The sequence below is a fragment of the Paenibacillus lutimineralis genome (assembly GCF_003991425.1).
GTDB lineage: Bacteria > Bacillota > Bacilli > Paenibacillales > Paenibacillaceae > Fontibacillus > Fontibacillus lutimineralis.
This window is the reverse complement of sequence record NZ_CP034346.1, coordinates 742,766-760,175: the sequence shown is the minus strand read 5'-3', so window position 1 is coordinate 760,175 and position 17,410 is coordinate 742,766. Positions and strand designations below refer to the sequence as shown.

At 49.0% G+C, this 17,410-nt stretch carries 13 protein-coding genes and 1 tRNA gene; 5 read left to right on the top strand and 9 right to left on the bottom strand.

Annotated elements, in window-relative coordinates; translation table 11 throughout:
* Positions 1–93: 93 nt before the first annotated feature.
* Together EI981_RS03215 and EI981_RS03210 are read left to right on the top strand one after the other, a co-directional pair.
* Positions 94–2,427, top strand: coding sequence for a ribonucleoside-diphosphate reductase subunit alpha (locus tag EI981_RS03215; protein WP_126995390.1), 2,334 nt, complete (start codon positions 94–96; stop codon positions 2,425–2,427).
* 62 nt (positions 2,428–2,489) lie between these two features.
* Positions 2,490–3,521, top strand: coding sequence for a ribonucleotide-diphosphate reductase subunit beta (locus EI981_RS03210; protein ID WP_127004301.1), 1,032 nt, complete (start codon positions 2,490–2,492; stop codon positions 3,519–3,521).
* A 92-nt stretch (positions 3,522–3,613) separates the two neighbouring features.
* Here EI981_RS03210 and EI981_RS03205 read toward each other — a convergent pair whose 3' ends face one another.
* The gene (locus EI981_RS03205) at positions 3,614–4,489 is read right to left on the bottom strand and encodes an SDR family oxidoreductase (protein WP_126995388.1); all 876 of its coding nucleotides are present in this window, start codon (positions 4,487–4,489) and stop codon (positions 3,614–3,616) included.
* Positions 4,490–4,601: 112 nt separating this feature from the next.
* Between EI981_RS03205 and EI981_RS03200 the strand changes: the two genes are divergently transcribed.
* Positions 4,602–4,679, top strand: a tRNA-Arg gene (locus EI981_RS03200).
* A 41-nt stretch (positions 4,680–4,720) separates the two neighbouring features.
* Here EI981_RS03200 and EI981_RS03195 read toward each other — a convergent pair.
* Positions 4,721–5,416 (bottom strand): Dph6-related ATP pyrophosphatase, encoded by a 696-nt coding sequence (locus EI981_RS03195; protein ID WP_126995386.1) that lies wholly within the window; start codon positions 5,414–5,416, stop codon positions 4,721–4,723.
* A 449-nt stretch (positions 5,417–5,865) separates the two neighbouring features.
* A complete protein-coding gene (locus EI981_RS03190; protein ID WP_126995384.1) occupies positions 5,866–6,906 on the bottom strand; it encodes a YeiH family protein in 1,041 nt (346 codons plus the stop codon).
* Between the two features lie 206 nt (positions 6,907–7,112).
* Here EI981_RS03190 and EI981_RS03185 point away from each other — a divergent pair, with 206 nt between their 5' ends.
* Positions 7,113–8,021 carry a LysR family transcriptional regulator gene (locus EI981_RS03185; RefSeq protein ID WP_126995382.1) on the top strand — a complete coding sequence of 303 codons (909 nt, stop codon included), beginning with the start codon at positions 7,113–7,115 and terminating at the stop codon, positions 8,019–8,021.
* Between the two features lie 3 nt (positions 8,022–8,024).
* Here EI981_RS03185 and EI981_RS03180 read toward each other — a convergent pair whose 3' ends face one another.
* From EI981_RS03180 to EI981_RS03170, 3 genes are read right to left on the bottom strand one after another with little or no spacing between them, the layout of a single operon-like run.
* Entirely contained in the window at positions 8,025–8,786 is a 762-nt protein-coding gene (locus tag EI981_RS03180) for an AAA family ATPase (RefSeq protein WP_126995380.1), read from the bottom strand.
* A 7-nt stretch (positions 8,787–8,793) separates the two neighbouring features.
* Positions 8,794–10,641, bottom strand: a complete 1,848-nt coding sequence (locus tag EI981_RS03175; protein WP_126995378.1) for an ABC transporter ATP-binding protein — start codon at positions 10,639–10,641, stop codon at positions 8,794–8,796.
* Entirely contained in the window at positions 10,622–12,358 is a 1,737-nt protein-coding gene (locus EI981_RS03170; protein WP_126995376.1) for an ABC transporter ATP-binding protein, read from the bottom strand. The genes EI981_RS03175 and EI981_RS03170 overlap by 20 nt, the downstream gene beginning before the upstream one ends.
* Positions 12,359–12,852: 494 nt before the next feature.
* Between EI981_RS03170 and EI981_RS03165 the strand changes: the two genes are divergently transcribed.
* Positions 12,853–14,196: an ABC transporter substrate-binding protein gene (locus EI981_RS03165; protein ID WP_126995374.1), complete on the top strand. Its 1,344-nt coding sequence runs from the start codon at positions 12,853–12,855 to the stop codon at positions 14,194–14,196.
* A 101-nt stretch (positions 14,197–14,297) separates the two neighbouring features.
* On the opposite strand, the gene EI981_RS03160 is transcribed toward EI981_RS03165, so the two are convergent.
* The 3 genes from EI981_RS03160 to EI981_RS03150 form a co-directional block, all read right to left on the bottom strand.
* Entirely contained in the window at positions 14,298–15,116 is an 819-nt protein-coding gene (locus EI981_RS03160; RefSeq protein ID WP_227011670.1) for a carbohydrate ABC transporter permease, read from the bottom strand.
* A complete protein-coding gene (locus EI981_RS03155; RefSeq protein WP_126995372.1) occupies positions 15,116–15,994 on the bottom strand; it encodes a carbohydrate ABC transporter permease in 879 nt (292 codons plus the stop codon). Before EI981_RS03155 ends, EI981_RS03160 begins: the two co-directional genes overlap by 1 nt.
* 72 nt (positions 15,995–16,066) lie before the next feature.
* Entirely contained in the window at positions 16,067–17,365 is a 1,299-nt protein-coding gene (locus EI981_RS03150; RefSeq protein WP_126995370.1) for an ABC transporter substrate-binding protein, read from the bottom strand.
* Positions 17,366–17,410: the final 45 nt, after the last annotated feature.

Sequence of the window (17,410 nt, the reverse complement as noted above, 5' to 3'; positions counted from 1 at the left end):
CGCTATTTATTTACAATTTTAAATAACAAGTTTTGTAGCTTCGCACAGCTTCGGCTGCTGCTTGACCTTATATCACGAAAGCGAGGATATTCCATGCCATCATTCGTAACCAAACCTAATAACCGCCAGTTGGCGTTCGACAGCGAACGCCTGGGCATCTACGCCGACCGTATTCTGGAGGAATTGAACAAAATCGATAAGGAGCGCCTGCTGCGCGGTGTGCAATCTAAATTAAGACGCGATGTCGTTACTGGAGAAGAGATTAGCAGCGCGTTCACGATGTCTGCGCTTGAGCTCGTGACCAAGGAAGAGCCGGAGTGGAAATTTGCCGCTGCCCGCGCCCTGCTGACATCCCTATATAAGAAGGCCGCCGTGAACCGCCGCTATAAATCTTATCCGGATCAGCCCTACGGTTCGTTCTATCATCTGATCTCCGACCTATGCAAGAGCGGTATCTATCGTGAAGAATTGCTAGAGTATTATACGAAGGAACAAATTGATGAGCTTGGAGAGGTGATTGACCCATCCTGCGATTTACTGTTCGATTATATCGGGCTGCTTACGCTATCCGAGCGTTATCTGGCTAATGACTTTGAAGGCCGGACCATGGAGCTGCCACAAGAACGCTACATGGTAATTGCGATGTACTTGATGCATAAAGAACCCACAGAGAAACGGATGGAACTCGTCAAAGAAGCCTACTGGGCAATGAGCAATATTTACATGACTGCGGCAACGCCAACGATGTCCAACGCCGGCAAGAAGGTAGCCGGACAGCTCTCCAGCTGCTTCATCGATACGGTTGACGATTCCCTCGAAGGGATCTTCGACTCCAATACCGATGTAGCTCGCCTCAGCAAAATGGGCGGCGGAATCGGTGTCTACCTCGGCAAAGTCCGGGCTCGTGGATCAGATATCCGTGGCCATAAGAATACGAGCTCTGGCGTCATCCCTTGGATTCGTCAGCTTAACAACACCGCGGTCAGCGTAGATCAGCTTGGTACACGCAAAGGAGCAATCGCCGTCTACCTTGACGTATTCCATAAAGATATCCTCTCCTTCCTCGACCTGAAACTCAACAACGGGGATGAGCGGATGCGTGCGCATGATATTTTCCATGGCATATGTCTGCCTGACTTATTCATGGAGGCCGTCGAAGCACGGGGTGAGTGGAACCTGTTCTGCCCACATGAAGTGAAGAAGACGATGGGTTGGAAGGACGCAAACGGACGTCCACTTGGCTTGGAAGATTTCTATGATGAGGAAGTTGGCAAGGGCGAATTCCGCGAGAAATATCAAGAGGCTGTGGATCACCCTACCCTGTCCCGTATCACAATGCCGGCCATCGACATTATGAAGCGGATTATGAAGTCGCAGCTTGAGACAGGAACGCCTTACATGTTCTATCGCGATACCGTCAACCGTGCGAACCCGAACCGTAACCACGGTATGGTCTATTCCTCCAACCTATGTACGGAAATTATGCAAAATCAATCGCCAACAGTGGTTGAGCAGGAGGAGCTCGTGACCAAAGATGGACAGACCCGGATCGTGATCTCCAAAATCCCTGGCGATTTCGTCGTCTGCAACCTGAACTCGATCCACCTGGCACGTGCTGTACCTGCCGGAGTCCTGGATCGTCTCGTACCGATTCAGACGCGCATGCTGGACAACGTAATTGACATTAACAATATCGAGGTGCTTCAAGCACAATATACCAACAGCCAATACCGCGCTATCGGGCTTGGTACCTTCGGGCTGCACCACCTGCTCGCACTTGAGGGCATTCGCTGGGAATCCGAGGAGGCTGTACAATATAACGACGCTCTATACGAGAAGATCAACTTCCTGCTGATCAGATCAAGTATGGAACTGGCTATTGAAAAAGGCCGCTATCCGAAGTTCACAGGCTCGGACTGGGATACCGGACATTACTTCACTTCCCGTGGCTATGTCGACGGTTCGCGTGAAGGCAAATTCGTAACAACAGAGCAATGGAAAGAGCTGATGGGGCAAGTCCATGAGAACGGCGTACGCAACGCCTGGATGTTCGCCATCGCGCCGAACGGATCGACCTCGATCATCGCCGGCTCTACCGCCAGCATCGATCCGCTCTATGAACTTCTCTCCTATGAAGAGAAGACAACTTATAAAGTCGCGAACCCTGCTCCGGACCTATCCGAGAAGACGATCTGGTACTACAAGACGGCGTTCATGATCGATCAGCACTGGTCCATCAATATGGCCAGCGCCCGTCAACGCCATATCGACCAGGCGCAAAGCTTCAACCTGTATGTACGCCCGGACATCAAAGCAACCGAATTCCTGGATCTGCATCTGCATGCCTGGAAGGCTGGCATCAAGACGACTTATTATGTCCGCAGCCGTGCATTAACGATTGAAGAGTGCGAATCCTGCGCATCATAATCCTATTTTTGACACTGATAGCTTAGTAGATTATTAATATTAGGGGATGGACTCAAATGACATTGCAATTACAGGAGATCTTTAACACTAAGGCTCCCAATAAATCAACCCGTATCATTAATGGCGAATGCTCCGGCATTGTGAACTGGGACGATATCCGTATGCCGCATATGTATAAGCTGTACAAAGTGCTGCTGCTTAACTACTGGATTGCCGATGAAATCCCGATGAGCAAGGATGCCCAGCAGTTCCCGCTGCTTGAGCCTGAGGAACAGCGCACCTTCAAGATCAACATCGGCCTCTTAGCCGTGCTTGATTCGATGCAGACGATGTTCGTTGGCGATGTGAAGCGCTATTTAACCGATTCCTCTCTGGAAGCGATCGCTGCGGTCATCGCCCAGCAGGAGGTTGTGCATAACCAATCCTATTCCTATGTACTATCCTCTCTCGTATCCGATCAGGAGCAGAAGGAGATTTTTGAATATTGGAAGCATGATCCGGTACTGCTTGAACGTAATACGTTCATCTCCGAGATCTACCAGAACTTCCGTAACGAACAGACACCTCAGACATTCTTTGAGGCGCTGGTAGCCGACTTGATTCTGGAAGGCATTTTCTTCTACAGTACCTTTGCCTTCTTCTATAACCTGGCTCGCGATCAGAAGATGATGGGGACCAGTCAGATGATCTCCTATATCCAACGTGATGAGAATCAGCACTGCTACTTCTTCGCCGAAGTGTTCAAGCAGTTGCTCATCGACTATCCGGAACTGAATACGCCGGAAAATATGGACTACGTCAATCGTACGATCAACCGTGCGGTTGAGCTGGAGACAAACTGGGCACATTATACGCTCAAGCAGGTACGAGGCATCGATCTGAACGAATTGTCCGATTACATCAAATACATCGCCAACAAACGCCTTAAGTTGATGGGACTGGACAAAGCGTACGACGGCGTTGACGTTAACTGCATGCCTTGGATCAAGCCGTTCTCCGACGAAGCGCTCAATGCAACGAAGACGGACTTCTTCGAAGCCAAATCCCGCAACTACGGCAAAGTCGGCGACGACAACGGATTCGATGATCTGTAAGATTTGAACAATAAAAAAAGGCACCGAGGTACCGGGAAATCCCGATCACTTCAGTGCCTTTTCACTATTTAAAATTATATTTCTCCAAATCCCTATTTTCCCAAAAACTGCTCCAATGCTGCCTTCACCGATGTGAACCGATTCCCGATCAGCTTGACCAAATCCTCGGATGCGAAACTGAATTGCCCCGCGGCAATAGCCGGATAAATAGCCTGTGTCATAAACGCCGCCGCTGCTTCCGGTATCCCGGTTGCCACCAGGCGTTCATAGGCCTGTTCAGAGCTTAGATCCGCATGCTTAACTGGTTTGCCAGACACCTCGGACAGAATTTGCACGAACTCATCATACGTAAAAGGATGCGGATGCGCCAGTTCATAAGTTTGGCATTCATGTCCTGAACCGGTCAATACAATGGCCGCGGCCAAGGCTAGATCATTTCGGGTCACATAGTTCACTTTGGCTCCTGCTGAAGCAGATACAAACTCGCCGGATTTGATCACTCCATGCAAGCTAGGATTTACAAGAATATCCATGTAAAATCCGTTGCGCAGAAAAGTATAAGGAATCCCCGTCGTTCTAATCGCATATTCTGTCGCAAGATGAAGATTCTCCAGTCCCAACGCGGACTTCTCTGGAAATGCAAGACTGGTATAAGCGATATGGCCTACCTTTGCATCTCTCGCTGCTTCAACGACCCGAGCATGCTGGGCAATGCGATGCGTGTTATCCAGGGATGGACTCGAGATGAAAAGCAGCTTATCCACATTTTCAAAGGCCGCAAGCATGGAGGCTTCATCTTCATAATCTCCATAGCGAATCTGAAGGCCTAGATCAGCCAACGGTTTGGCTTTCTCCAGGTTACGAACTACAGCAATGATATCTCCAGCAGACACGTTAAGCTCCAACAAATGGCGGGCCGTCATTTCTCCGAGCTGTCCTGTAACACCAGTAATTGCGATTTTACTCATAACACCATCTCCTTTGCAGCTAATTTGTATTTTCGGATTCACTTTTTACGATTATTATTTTATAATATCTTTATGTCGATTTTTCATGACATGTAAATTCACAAATTCATAAGCGCCCGTAGCTCAGCAGGATAGAGCGACAGTTTCCTAAACTGTGCGTCGCGGGTTCGAATCCCGCCGTGGCGCGCCACTATCATTAAGACCTTGTTATCGCAAGGTTTTTTTGCTGTCTTAAGACTCCCACTCTAGCTCCAATGGCAAAAAGGCATACTTGCCATCCCTCAAGATCTCGCATTTCCGAATGGGGAGCGGATGCTTGAAGATCGGGCCATCTATAACCGTAGTATGAAACTCGCCGCCTTCGCCGCAGGGGTCAATGCCCCTGGCCACCAATTCGTCCACATACTCCTGTGTCAGAATACGCCCCAGGTCATCTTCGCTCATGCCTAGCTCCAAATTCACAGTAACCAGCATCGTAGCAAAGCCCAGATTGATGAATTCTTCTACGGCCTCACGGTGATTCTTCTCCCATAACGGCATGCCGAGCCCCAATCCGGCATTTCTCGTCACCCGATCATGCCAGCAGTCTTGGACAGGCACATCCAGATCTCCGGTTACCAACACCTCGGCTCCTTGAAGCTTGGCTTCCGCCAATAGCTGCATGAAATTATGCTCGTAGTCTTCCCAGCTTGTAGCTGCAGTAAGTACCGGCAATCCTATAGATTCGGCTTGAGCTTGAATCACTTCAGGAGGCATGCCATGTGACCTGGAGCGTTTCCCTTCTTCCTCCAGCATCATAATAAGTCCGATCGCTTGCCCTGTCTGCATTGCTTTATATAAAGCCAAGGTGCTGTCCTTGCCGCCGCTATAGGATGCTACAAATTTACGGCCTACAGCTCCACGCTTCCAGTTGATTGCCTCACTCATCTGCTATCTCCTCTCCTAACAACCGGCATATCCATCTCTCAAGCCTCTAGTCTCTCCAAGCGTGCAGCGAAAATATAAAACTCTCATCTTTATATTATACAGTTTTTCATATCACAAATGGTTAAGCTGCTTGGGAGTTCCATCAAACTCAGGCGTTGCTCCTCATTGATTCGGTTTCCATGAATAAAGCAAAAAGCCTGCACATTTGCAGGCTATCCGGAAACAAATATTATACAGCTCAATCTCTAACGAAACTGGGTATCGTTATTTAGGCCAAATAGAGCTGTTGAAAATTGTAACGAAACTGGGTAACGCTATTGAGCTAAAATTGCCGCTTACAGCCTATCTTTCTCTCCAATAACGATCCGTAGTTTCGTTAGAGTTTCATAAAGGGACGCCAACTGGGTTTCAATTGGGTTTCTACTGGACTCAACTGACCCCCATTCTCCTTACGCTAGTCCGAACCAATGCACCAGACCGAAACCGAGGCCTGTCAGAAGAACTGAACCGATAAATCCGGCGGCAAAAGATTTGAGCCCCATTCTGCGGAAGGTGGCAATATCGACGTTTAAGCCTAGCGCTGCCATAGCCATCGCAATCAGCAAGTAAGCTGCAATGATCAGTTGGTCCGTCACTACCGCAGGAATGATGCCCAACGTATTGACGCCACTCATCAGCAGGAAGCCGAGAATGAACCATGGAATCGGAATATCGCGCCAGCTAGTCTTTGCTGCATCTGGGTTGTTTCTGCGCTCGGTTCTGCCCGCCCAAATGCCAATAATAATCGCGACCGGTACAAGCAAAGCCACACGTGTCAGCTTGACGATGACGGCCAGATCAACCGCTTCTTTGCCGCCTGGTGCTGCCGCAGCGATAACATGGGCGATTTCGTGGAGTGTAGCTCCCGAGAAAATGCCATATCCTGCTGCTGTCAAACCTAACACGGGATACAATAGCGTATAAGCCAAGGTGAACACAGTACCTAGAATAGCAATCGTGGCAGCACCAACCGCTGTCTCATCATCATTCGCTTTGATCTGCGGGGCGATGGCCACTACAGCAGCCGCTCCGCAAATAGCGGTGCCGCAGGCGGTCAGAATACCAAGCCGTTGATCAACCTTGAATAACTTGGTCAGCCCATACACCACAAATATGGCAAATACAATATTAATTACTGCAATCGCCAGTACCTTCGGTCCGGCGTGGATAATATCAAGCAGATTCAGCCTCATGCCGAGTAGAATAATGCCGTAGCGCAGCAGCTTCTTGCTTGAGAAGTTAATCCCTGGCGCCGCTTCTGACGGCACACCAAATATTGCCCGCCATGCGATACCTAGCAATATGGCGATTACAAGCTGACCCATGATGCTTAAGAACGGAAAACCCGCTATAAATTTAGCGAGAATGGCCAGTATTAGCGTAATGATAATTCCTTCGGCGAAGCCGAATTTTTTATTTTGCCTCCACAAATGAATATAATTCTGCCCCATCTTCTCACTTCCCCACCGTTGTAAAAAAATCTGTGTGTAGTTACGGTTACAACTATACGGCGGTCTGCGGCAAAGCGGAAATAAAGATCTGCTATCTTGATCATGAGAAATACTTATGATTGTTCTGCTCTAAGATGGAAAACAGGTTGTTGAGCGATTCAGGGGCAGGGTACAATGAGAGTAGCTAGCAAAGGAGAGACTAACGAATGATAGTTGAGAATTTGAAAGTTTTCGTGACTGTGTCTGAACAGAAAAATTTCTCGCGTGCCGCCGAGCTCTTGAATTTGTCCCAACCCGGCGTTAGTCTGCATATTCGCAATCTGGAGAACGAGCTCGGCGCCAAGCTGATGCATCGTTCCCCAAAGCAGGTGAAGCTGACTGAGGCTGGATATATTTTATACGAGAAGGCTAAAAGAATTCTGGATCTATACGATGAAGCGAGGCGGGATATTCAACTGCTGCAGGATACTGTAACCGGGGCGATCCATGTCGGAGCCAGCTTCACGATCGGCGAGTATCTTCTTCCACGCCTCCTTGCGGAATTCGTCGCCCAATACCCGCAGGTTGAGCTGCAGGTGACGATCGGTAACACTTGGGAGATTGTTCAGAAGGTTCGTAAGAAGGAGATCAATCTGGGATTGGTCGAGGGAAATGTAACCGGAGAGGATCTGGTGATTACACCCTATATGAAGGATGAGATGCTGCTTGTTACCGCCCCTGATCATCCGCTTTGCGCTATACGGCAGGCCGATGTCCGTAGGCTCCAACATATGAACTGGATCTTGCGTGAGAGCGGGTCCGGTACAAGGGCGTTCAGCGATCTTTTTCTGCAAGAGCATAAGCTCGAGGTTCAGCGTACATATGTATTCAACAGCAGTCAGGGCGTTAAGGAGGCCGTCGCCGCTGGACTTGGCATCGCGATTCTGTCGCGCTGGGTTGTCCGCAAGGAGCTTGAATCGGGAGCATTGCGAAGCATCCCCTTGAAAGGAATCAAGTTCGCACGGGATTTCTCCGTCATCCAGACGAAGGATCATGCCCCCTCGATGGCCATCGAACGATTTGTACAGCAGCTTGTGGAAGATGCAAAGCGATTGAAAGCAAATGGTCTAGGCTAATCCCTACTCCGCACTGAACAATTCACCCAGCATCCGTTCACGGTTGTTCAAGAACTCCTTCATGATGACATAATGGTCGGTCTCTTCAAGCGCAACTTCCTGCATGCCTTCAGACGTTAATTGATAAATCTTGCTGTCCGGATAAGCCATCAGAATGGGAGAATGCGTGGAAATAATGAACTGGGAATGCTGTTCCACCAGCTCATGAATCCGCGAGAGCATCGCCATCTGTCGGTATGGGGACAGCGCCGCCTCCGGCTCGTCCAAAATATAAAGTCCCCTGCCGCCAAACCGGTTCATAAATGTAGCAAAGAAGGATTCACCATGCGACATCATATGCAGCGATTTTCCTCCATAGGAATTGATAATCGGAGGAGTGAAGCCTGGCTCACGATCAAGCGCATCGATCTGCGTCGCCAGATTATAATAGCTCTCTGCCCGAAAGAAGAATCCGTCCCTGGCCCGCTGTGCTCCGCGCACTGGGCGTAAGTATCGGTACAACTCCGAATGCGTCTCTGCTGTCGAGAAGTTGAAATTAAGCGTACCTCCCTCGGCATTGAAGCCAAGCGCAACCGCCAACGCCTCCAGCAGCGTCGATTTTCCCATCCCGTTCTCGCCAATGATGTAGGTCACCTTCGGGTGGAAATCTAGCCGTTCCATAGCAGCCACCACAGGCAAGTGAAAGGGGTACCGCCCAAAGGATGGCACCTCTTCCCGGAGCAGTGTCATACTGCGTAAATAGGCCCCTCTATCATAGATGCTCATTTACCTTCTAACCTCCGTTCTCTTCATCCTGCTCTTGAAAATGACCATAGTACAGCTCGCTGTAAAAACCGCCTTGTTCCAGCAAAGTCGTATGATTCCCCTGCTCAATCAGCTGTCCTTCCTTCAGGACGAGAATTTTATCAGCCTGACGAATCGTATTCAAGCGATGGGCGATCACAAAGCTTGTTCTCCCTTTCATTAACCTCTGCAGACCTTCCTGGATCTTCAACTCAGTTACGGTATCAATGCTGCTGGTCGCCTCATCCAACACGAGAATCGCCGGATTAGCCAGCATCGCACGGGCGATGGCAAGCAGCTGCTTCTGGCCTTGGCTGATCCCATCCCCGCCGAGACCAAGTATCTGATCATATCCCTGCGGCAGACGCGTAATAAATGAATGGGCATTGGCCAGTCTCGCGGCTTCTTCAATCTCCACATCGCTGGCATCAAGACGTCCGAATGCGATATTATCGCGGATCGTGCCCTGGAACAGGAACGAGTCCTGCAGGACGAACGCCATATAGGAGCGTAAGCTGTCACGCCGAATCGCTGCAATATCCCGATCATCAATCGCAATCGTTCCCCGACCATGCTCATAGAAGCGTGACAGAAGCTGGATCAGGGTCGTCTTCCCGGCCCCAGTCGGCCCGACAAGAGCGATCATTTCCCCTGGTTCTGCTGTGAAGCTAATATCCTCCAAGGTATCTCCATTACTCTCATATGAGAAATAGACATGCGAGAAGGAGACCTTGCCGGTGACCTGATCAATCGGCTGTACGCCATTCTCATCCGAGGCCTCCTCATCCTCGTCCATCACTTCAAACACCCGCTCCGCCCCGGCGATCGCCGACAGCAGCGTGTTCCATTGGTTGGCCAGATCGTTAAGCGGACGTGTAAATTGTCGTGCATACTCGACGAAGACGATAATGACCCCGACCGTTACCTGACCGTAAATAGCCAGTACACCGCCGATTCCGGCGACCAAAGCGAAGCTAAAATTGTTAAGAAAGTTCATCAGTTTCGGGATGAAGCCGGAGATCGTCTGAGCCCAGAAGCTGGATCTGCGGATCGCAGCATTGCGCGCCCGGAATTCCCGCAGCACCCTCTCCTCTTGGGAGAAGGCCTTGATCATTCGCTGCCCGGACAATGTCTCCTCAATATATCCGTTCAGATTGCCCAAGTCCTTCTGACGCTGCTTATAGAGCGGTCCCGTCCGTCGGGTGATCCACCTCATGCCGAACACCATTAGAGGAACGACAATAAAAGTAAGCAAAGTCAGGATCGGACTTAGATACAACATCACCACAATTGTTCCGGTCAGCGTCAGCACGCTGGAGAAGATTTGAATCGCTGAACTGTTCAAAGTAGAGCTGACATTTTCGATATCATTCGTCACGCGGCTCATAATTTCGCCCTGCTGTCTTTTACTGTAGAAAGAAATCGGCAGTGCATGCAGCTTAGCGAATAAATCCGACCTCATTCGATATACGGTCTCCTGCGCCACCTCGATCATCCAGATGTTCTGTAGCCAGGAGGTTAAGGAAGAGCCGGCATAGATGAGACCGAGACCAAGCAGGAACCAGGCCCATGGCTTGCCTCCGCTTCCCTGCAGATAGTTATCGATCGCGGTACCAAGTAGATAAGGCCCCAATAAGGCGAGCGCCGAGCTGAATACAACCATCACCAGCACCAGGGTCAGCTTCGCCTTTCTCTGTGCCAGATAGCTCCAGAGTCGGCCGAGTGTACCGGACCAATCCTTAGCCTTGGCTCTCTTCTTGCGGCCCGAGTCACCCTGCTGCTGGATTACCGATTTGGGATACGGATGACGAAAAGGCTCAACAAGTTCTTTGAACATGCATCTCTTCCCCCTCTCTATGCTGGGATTCAACAATCCTTCGATAAAGCGACGACTCGGTCATCAGTTGATCATGTGTTCCACTGGCGATCAGCCTGCCTTCATCCAACAACAGAATCAAGTCTGCAGATACCGTCGAGCTGATCTTCTGTGTAATAAGAAATGTCGTGCAGGAGAAGCTGTTCAACGCTTGCATCAAAGCGGCTTCTGTCCGCATATCCAAGGCACTGGTGCTATCATCAAGAATAAGAATCGACGGTCTGCGTACCAGAGCCCGGGCAATCGATAGTCGCTGCTTCTGCCCACCAGACAGATTAACCCCACGCTGACCGATCATGGTGCCATACCCATGAGTCAGGGACTTGATCGTATCGTGAATTTGCGCTTGCTTCGCCGCTTCCTCAATCTCTTCCAATGAGGCATCCTCCCGCCCCCAGGCGATGTTCTCCCTTACCGTTCCAGAGAACAGCATGATCTCCTGTGGGACATAGCCAATAGAGCCGCGCAAACGCGAGCTATCGATGTCAGCAATATCGATCCCATCGATTTCGATTATCCCATTCGAAGGTTCATATAAACGAGGAATTAATTGAACGAGCGATGATTTCCCTGAACCTGTCGCTCCCATAATAGCTACCCGCTGACCCGGTTCTATCTGGAACGATATGTTCTCCAGTGCGTTCATCTCGCTATCTGGATAGCGGAAGCTGACTGTACTAAATTCAACTCTTCCTTCCAAATTAGGCTTATTCGTCTGATACGTATGCGTCTCCTCAGAATCATCCTCTGTCAACAGCACTTCATTTACCCGTTGTGCCGACGCTGCCGCCCGCGAGTACGAGGTCATGATCCATGACAATGCTGAAAGTGCACCGATAGTCCGCAAGGAATAATTGACTACGGCCACTACCTGCCCTACAGAAGCGCTGCCAGCGGCAATATCTATTCTGCCGAACCACAGTACGGCAAGAATCCCCAGATTCATAACGAACAGAATGAACGGCATCGTCGTCTCGGCCGATCTAAGTGCGCGAACCGTTCCGTCCATCAGTTCTTTGCTGCGCTGGTCAAATCGGTTAATCTCATGATTGCGGCGTACAAATACACGAATCAAGCGCATCCCCAGCAGGTTCTCTTGAATGACTCCATTCAATCCATCCAACCGCTGTTGTACCGCTCGGAATTGAACCGAGATCCGCTTAATCATCCAGTACACGAACACGATCAGGACCGGAATCAGTACCGTCAGGAAGATTCCTAACTGTGCATGAACGATGAGCGCCATCACCATGCTGCCTAATACGACTAGCGGCACCCGACTGGCAAATCGCAGGCTCATGAACAGCATATCCTGCAGTTGAGTAATATCGCCGGTCAGCCGTGTAATCAGCGAGGATGTCGCAAATCGATTGAATACAGAGTAGGAGAATCCTTCTACCTTCTCATACAGTTTGTCCCTTAGGTCATAGCCGAAGCCCTGACTGGCATGCGATGCAAAGAAGGAGCTCGCAATCCCACCCGCAAAGGCAATAAACGCGCTTCCCACAAGTACGGCTCCCCACGTCCAGGCAACCGATAACTGCCGTTGTGCAATGCCATCATCGATAATCTTGGAGATGATGAGCGGCTGCACCAGCTCTACCGAGAGCTCAAGCAGCATCATACAGAAGGCCGCTGTCGCGGCTATCCAATACTTTTTCATAAAAGAAAAGACCATTATGCTGAGCCTCCCGCCACAGGGCCCGGGACAACCCGCCTTTCATTGATATTTGCATCATTGTCCTAGGGAAAAGTTCGTTTGCTTCTGATTTCGGGCCCTTGTTTAGAATCGGACAACTCCCCAACTGTCCTGTAAAACGGATGAACCATGCTTTTTAATTATAGAACACATAAAAGTGAAGTGTAAGCCCTTTAACGTGGCAAAGCAGACAATCCATTTCAACGGCATCCCTAAAAGACGAAATGAACTCCATTCTGTCTTCCCAAAAGGCCCGTTCTCCTCTGTTCGTTGGAGGATGATTGTAAAGTGTCGCAAATCGTTGATAACCATAAGAAATATCTGTTGAGACCAAAGAAAATAATAAGTAAACTTTTATCTAGTGCAGGAAATTGTGTACATAAAAATATCTAAGAATACAACACCGATTGTACAAGCATACATCACAGAAAAAACATGCCTGCCATTCCAGTGAATAACCGGAGGTGTTACAAGTGCAGACAAGGTATTTACAGAAATGCATCACAGTATTGTTTATAATCGTGCTGCTCTCTGGCTGCAGCGGCAAGAAATCCATTCTGCCCGCCATGCCAAAGGACGGTAAGGGCAAGATTAAGGTCATGGCCTATCATGAACAAACATTCCAACAGAAATTCGGCGATCTTTTTGCCGCGAAGTATCCGGACATCGACATCGAAGTAGTCGGCATGGATTTGCTGAGGGATCGGTCACCGGAGGACAATCCGGGCGATAAGCTGATCAGCTTCATTGAGAAAGAGAATCCCGATCTGATCCTGCTTGATGCGGAGCAGGTTGCTCCCCTGGTGGACAAGGGAAAGTTGCTCCAATTAGATGCGGTGATGAAGCAAGAGCAATTCGATACTACAGGCATCCCGAATCTGACCATGGATTTCTTCAGACAATTAGGTGATGGTCAAATTTACGCGTTATCCCCTACTTACAATGTCAGTGCGATTTACTATAACGAGGATCTATTCAAGGAGCACGGCATAGAACCGCCTCGTAATCAAATGACATGGGAGGAACTGTTCCTACTAGCTTCCCGGTTCGGACAGCTTAGTACAGAGCAAAACCCGCTGTACGGAATATCGACCCTCTTCTCAAATCCGATGGATATTCTGATGAATGTAGCACAGACGAAAGAGCTGCGTATTATTGACAACGGTGGGGAGAAGCTGCTGTTCGATTCCGATGCCTGGAAGGAAGCGTATAGCGTAGTGACCGATACGATCAAAGCTAAAGGTTTCTATATGGCAGACGGAACTGTTGAAAGTATAAGCGTAAATGACACGAAGTTCGCGAAGCGGCAATCAGCCATGACCATCTCCCATGCAACTTCAGTCAAGACACTGCAAGGTGACTCCAGCTTCAAGGTTGGCCTTGTCACGATGCCGATCAATCCTACCAACCCAGAAGTATCCCCATTTATGAGTTTTGATAATATGTATGGCATCAATGCGGATTCCCCCAATAAGCGAATCGCTTGGGAACTACTATCGCATATGTGCAGCCCTGAAATGGCCAAAACTTTCATATCCGGTTATGGTCTCAGCCTGCCGATTCGAAATGAAGGAATCACCGAGATCGGCGGTATGCCGGCTGAACCCTTCACCATGCTAAAGCCGTATGCCAGCGGCGACTCGGGCTGGGGCATCCTCGATAAAATCAAGGTCTCCCCAGAATTTCAAGGCCAAGTCTATGATTCCATGAACCAGGCGCTCGTCACCATTGTTAAGGAGAATGTACCGGTAGATGAGGTGCTTGAGGCGATGCAGAAGGAGCTGCAGGAGCGGTTGGATCTGGAAAAGAGGAAGTAACAGGATTCCATAGAAATCACAGCTTGATATTACCGAATCAAAAGAAATCAAAAGGCTCTAAATCGGCATCACACCGTTTTAGAGCCTGATTTGTCATTCTACTATCCTTTGACAGCTCCGTCAGCCATACCTTTAATAAAGTATTTTTGTAAACAGAGATAGACTATGGCCATCGGCATCATCCCGATCAGGCACCCCGCTGCTACCCAGTTCAACTGATTGGAGAATTGAGAGATAAACTGCGATAGCGCAACAGGAATTGTCTGTACCTGCACCTTTTGCAGGAAGAAGATCGAGAATTGATAGTCATTCCATATTTGAACCCCCATTATAATAATAACGGTGGCTGTTATCGGTTTTAATAGCGGGAGAATAATACGAAAGAAGATGCCCATCCGGCTGCTTCCATCGATTAAGCCCGCCTCATCCAGTTCCCGAGGAACGGTATTGATAAAACCTGTATATAAGAATATCGTCATAGGAAGAGCGAACGTCACCTGCGTTAAGATAGCCGCCCAATAGGTATTTATACCACCAAGATCCACAATAAACTTATAAAGTGGGACAAGGATCGTCAATGCCGGCACGATTAGGCAGGATACGCTCACCGTATAGATGAACATATTGAATCTGGTCTGATGACGTGCCAGCGGATAAGAGGCTAGCGCGCCAACGATGACAACCAAAGCCACCGCGCTTACTGTAATGAAGACATTGTTAAATATGGCCCGTAGCAAGTTCGCCTCCTGCCAAGCGTTCACGAAATTGTCCCAGGATGCATCTACCGGGAATCTCCATTTGGAACTCGTCTCGGTAGGCAGCTTAAATGACATATTTATTAGAATATAGAAAGGGATAATATGAACGACGGCAATGAGGAGCAGGACGGCATATTTGGGCCATTGAAGCACATTCTTCACTACATTTTCACCTCTTTTCTCTTCAAGTAGAACAGAGCCAGTAGACTGATGAGGGCAATCATCAGGAACATCGTATTCCCGAGCGCTGCGGCATAGCCCGCATCCTGTCTTGCAAAGTACAGATTATACATCATCGTCGAGATCGACGAGGAAGCATATCCAGGTCCGCCGTTCGTCATCGCCACAATGACGTCGAACAGCTTCAGTCCGCCAATAATGTTAATCAGGATATTGATCGTAATTGAAGGCATCAGCAGAGGTAGAGTCACATGCTTGAATTTCTTAATTCCACTCGCTCCGTCAATGGCAGCCGCCTCATAATAATCTTTCGGAATCGATTGCAGGCCAGCAAGATAGATGATCATCGCAGTCCCCATATATTGATAGGTATTGACCAAAGTGATCAGCCATACGGCCGTAGGTCCCTTCGACAGCCAATCTACCGCTTCAATTCCCAACAGGCCGATCGCATCATTCACCGCACCGCCATCGTATTGGAAGAAGAAATACCAGATATAGCCCATAATCAGCGGACTGATAATAACAGGCAGATAGACGATCGTGCGGACCAAGCCTTTGCCGCGGATCTTTGAATCTAGGAATAGCGCGTAAGCCAAGCCTAATATATTTTGAAAAAAAGTGCTGCCGAATCCGTATATCAACGTATTTTTGACCGTTATCCATACATTCCTGTCATGGAGCATCGTGTTATACTTATCGAATCCGACCCAATTGTAAGTCTGCGAATATCCGTTCCAATCCGTAAATGATACACGAATCCCTTGAATAAACGGATAGAAGATAAATAGTGCGAACAACACAATTGCAGGAACGTACATTAAGTTGATTAATCCTTTGGACTGCATCAGTCTGTTCATCTCATCACCCCGTTAAAAGAAGAAGAGGGCAGCCGGCCTATATGGCTTATTCGATCTGCCCCCGTAACCATCTTAATTTGCTGCTCTTAACCGCTCATATTCCTGCTTCATATTCGCTGTATAACCCTTGGCATCAATCCCGTCAGCCAACAGATCCTGGCCATTCTTGCACATCACATCCCACATGCCGTTCGGAATGTACTCGCGGTCAAAGAACGCAAGCACGCGGATATCTTTGTATTGCTCGTAGTATTCGGTCAACTGCCCTGCATCCATCTCTGCGCCATCCAGGCCTGGAGGCAATTGATTGGACTTCGCTACCAGGGCTACATTCTCGGGTTTAGCGAAATATTCCACGTATTTCTTCGCGGCCTCGATATTTTTAGAATCCTTCCAAATCCCCCAAGTCGTCTTCTCCCCACCTGCAAACGTAGGCGTATCCCCTTCAACCACCGAAGGTATCGGCATCAGTCCGGCCTTCAATTCTGGGTTAATCTTCTGTGCTTCTTCGATAAAGGACGGGCTATAGATCCCAAATGCAGCCTTACCCTCGGCAAAAGCTTTTGCAGAATCGCTGTACTTTGCAGTCAATACATCCTTATTCAGAAATCCCTTCGCCTGAAGATCCTTGAACATTTGCGGCAATGCCTCGAAATTCGTCCAGTCAAAGGAGCCGTCCAGAAGCTGATCTCCGTAACTTTGGGAAGAGGAGCTAATCAGAAGCGGTGTTGCAAAGAAATCAAAATATTGCCCGATCGGCCAGGAATCCGCGCCCCCCATATGGATCGGCATAACTTCGCCGTTGCTCTTCGCTTTGATCGTCTCACATGCAGCTAGGAATTCTTCATAGGTTGCCGGCACTTCGACGCCATACTTCTCAAGCACTGTGACATTGAATACCGGGCCAGCTTTGTCCTGATCCATCGGCAGCACATATAATTTGCCAGATTCATCGCTGACAAGCGGCTTGATCGCTGCATTCACATTCGATGCCCAGCTCTCACCCGACAGGTCCAGCAGGAACTCACCATAACGAGCCTTGGCCCAACCATGGGTTGCAAATACATCCGGCATATCATTGGAGGCCATTTTGACTTTCATCGTGTTCTCATATTCTTTGCCTGGGGCGCTGAAGTCAACTTGGATCAAAGGATTATCCCTCATGAAATCGTCTGTGATTTGTTCCAGCACCTTGGCTTGCTCCCCGATCACATTGGTGGACACCGTAATCCGTACTTCCTTGCCTGATGAAGATTTGGGCGAGGCGGTCGGCTCATCCGTACTCCCTTTCCCCTCATTCGCTCCCCCGCCACATGCAGACAATAATACCAGCATAGCCACGCATAACATCAGCCATTTCGATCGATTCATATTGACCCTCCCATGGTTTTAGTTGTTCTTTACAAATTTAATATA

Excerpts from the sequence above, each read along its gene's own strand:
- EI981_RS03205 (WP_126995388.1), bottom strand. The coding sequence starts at position 4,489 with ATGAGTAAAATCGCAATTACTGGTGTTACAGGACAGCTCGGAGAAATG.
- EI981_RS03185 (WP_126995382.1), top strand. The coding sequence starts at position 7,113 with ATGATAGTTGAGAATTTGAAAGTTTTCGTGACTGTGTCTGAACAGAAA.
- EI981_RS03170 (WP_126995376.1), bottom strand. The coding sequence starts at position 12,358 with ATGGTCTTTTCTTTTATGAAAAAGTATTGGATAGCCGCGACAGCGGCC.
- EI981_RS03215 (WP_126995390.1), top strand. The coding sequence starts at position 94 with ATGCCATCATTCGTAACCAAACCTAATAACCGCCAGTTGGCGTTCGAC.
- EI981_RS03175 (WP_126995378.1), bottom strand. The coding sequence starts at position 10,641 with ATGTTCAAAGAACTTGTTGAGCCTTTTCGTCATCCGTATCCCAAATCG.
- EI981_RS03180 (WP_126995380.1), bottom strand. The coding sequence starts at position 8,786 with ATGAGCATCTATGATAGAGGGGCCTATTTACGCAGTATGACACTGCTC.
- EI981_RS03195 (WP_126995386.1), bottom strand. The coding sequence starts at position 5,416 with ATGAGTGAGGCAATCAACTGGAAGCGTGGAGCTGTAGGCCGTAAATTT.
- EI981_RS03150 (WP_126995370.1), bottom strand. The coding sequence starts at position 17,365 with ATGAATCGATCGAAATGGCTGATGTTATGCGTGGCTATGCTGGTATTA.
- EI981_RS03155 (WP_126995372.1), bottom strand. The coding sequence starts at position 15,994 with ATGAACAGACTGATGCAGTCCAAAGGATTAATCAACTTAATGTACGTT.
- EI981_RS03190 (WP_126995384.1), bottom strand. The coding sequence starts at position 6,906 with ATGGGGCAGAATTATATTCATTTGTGGAGGCAAAATAAAAAATTCGGC.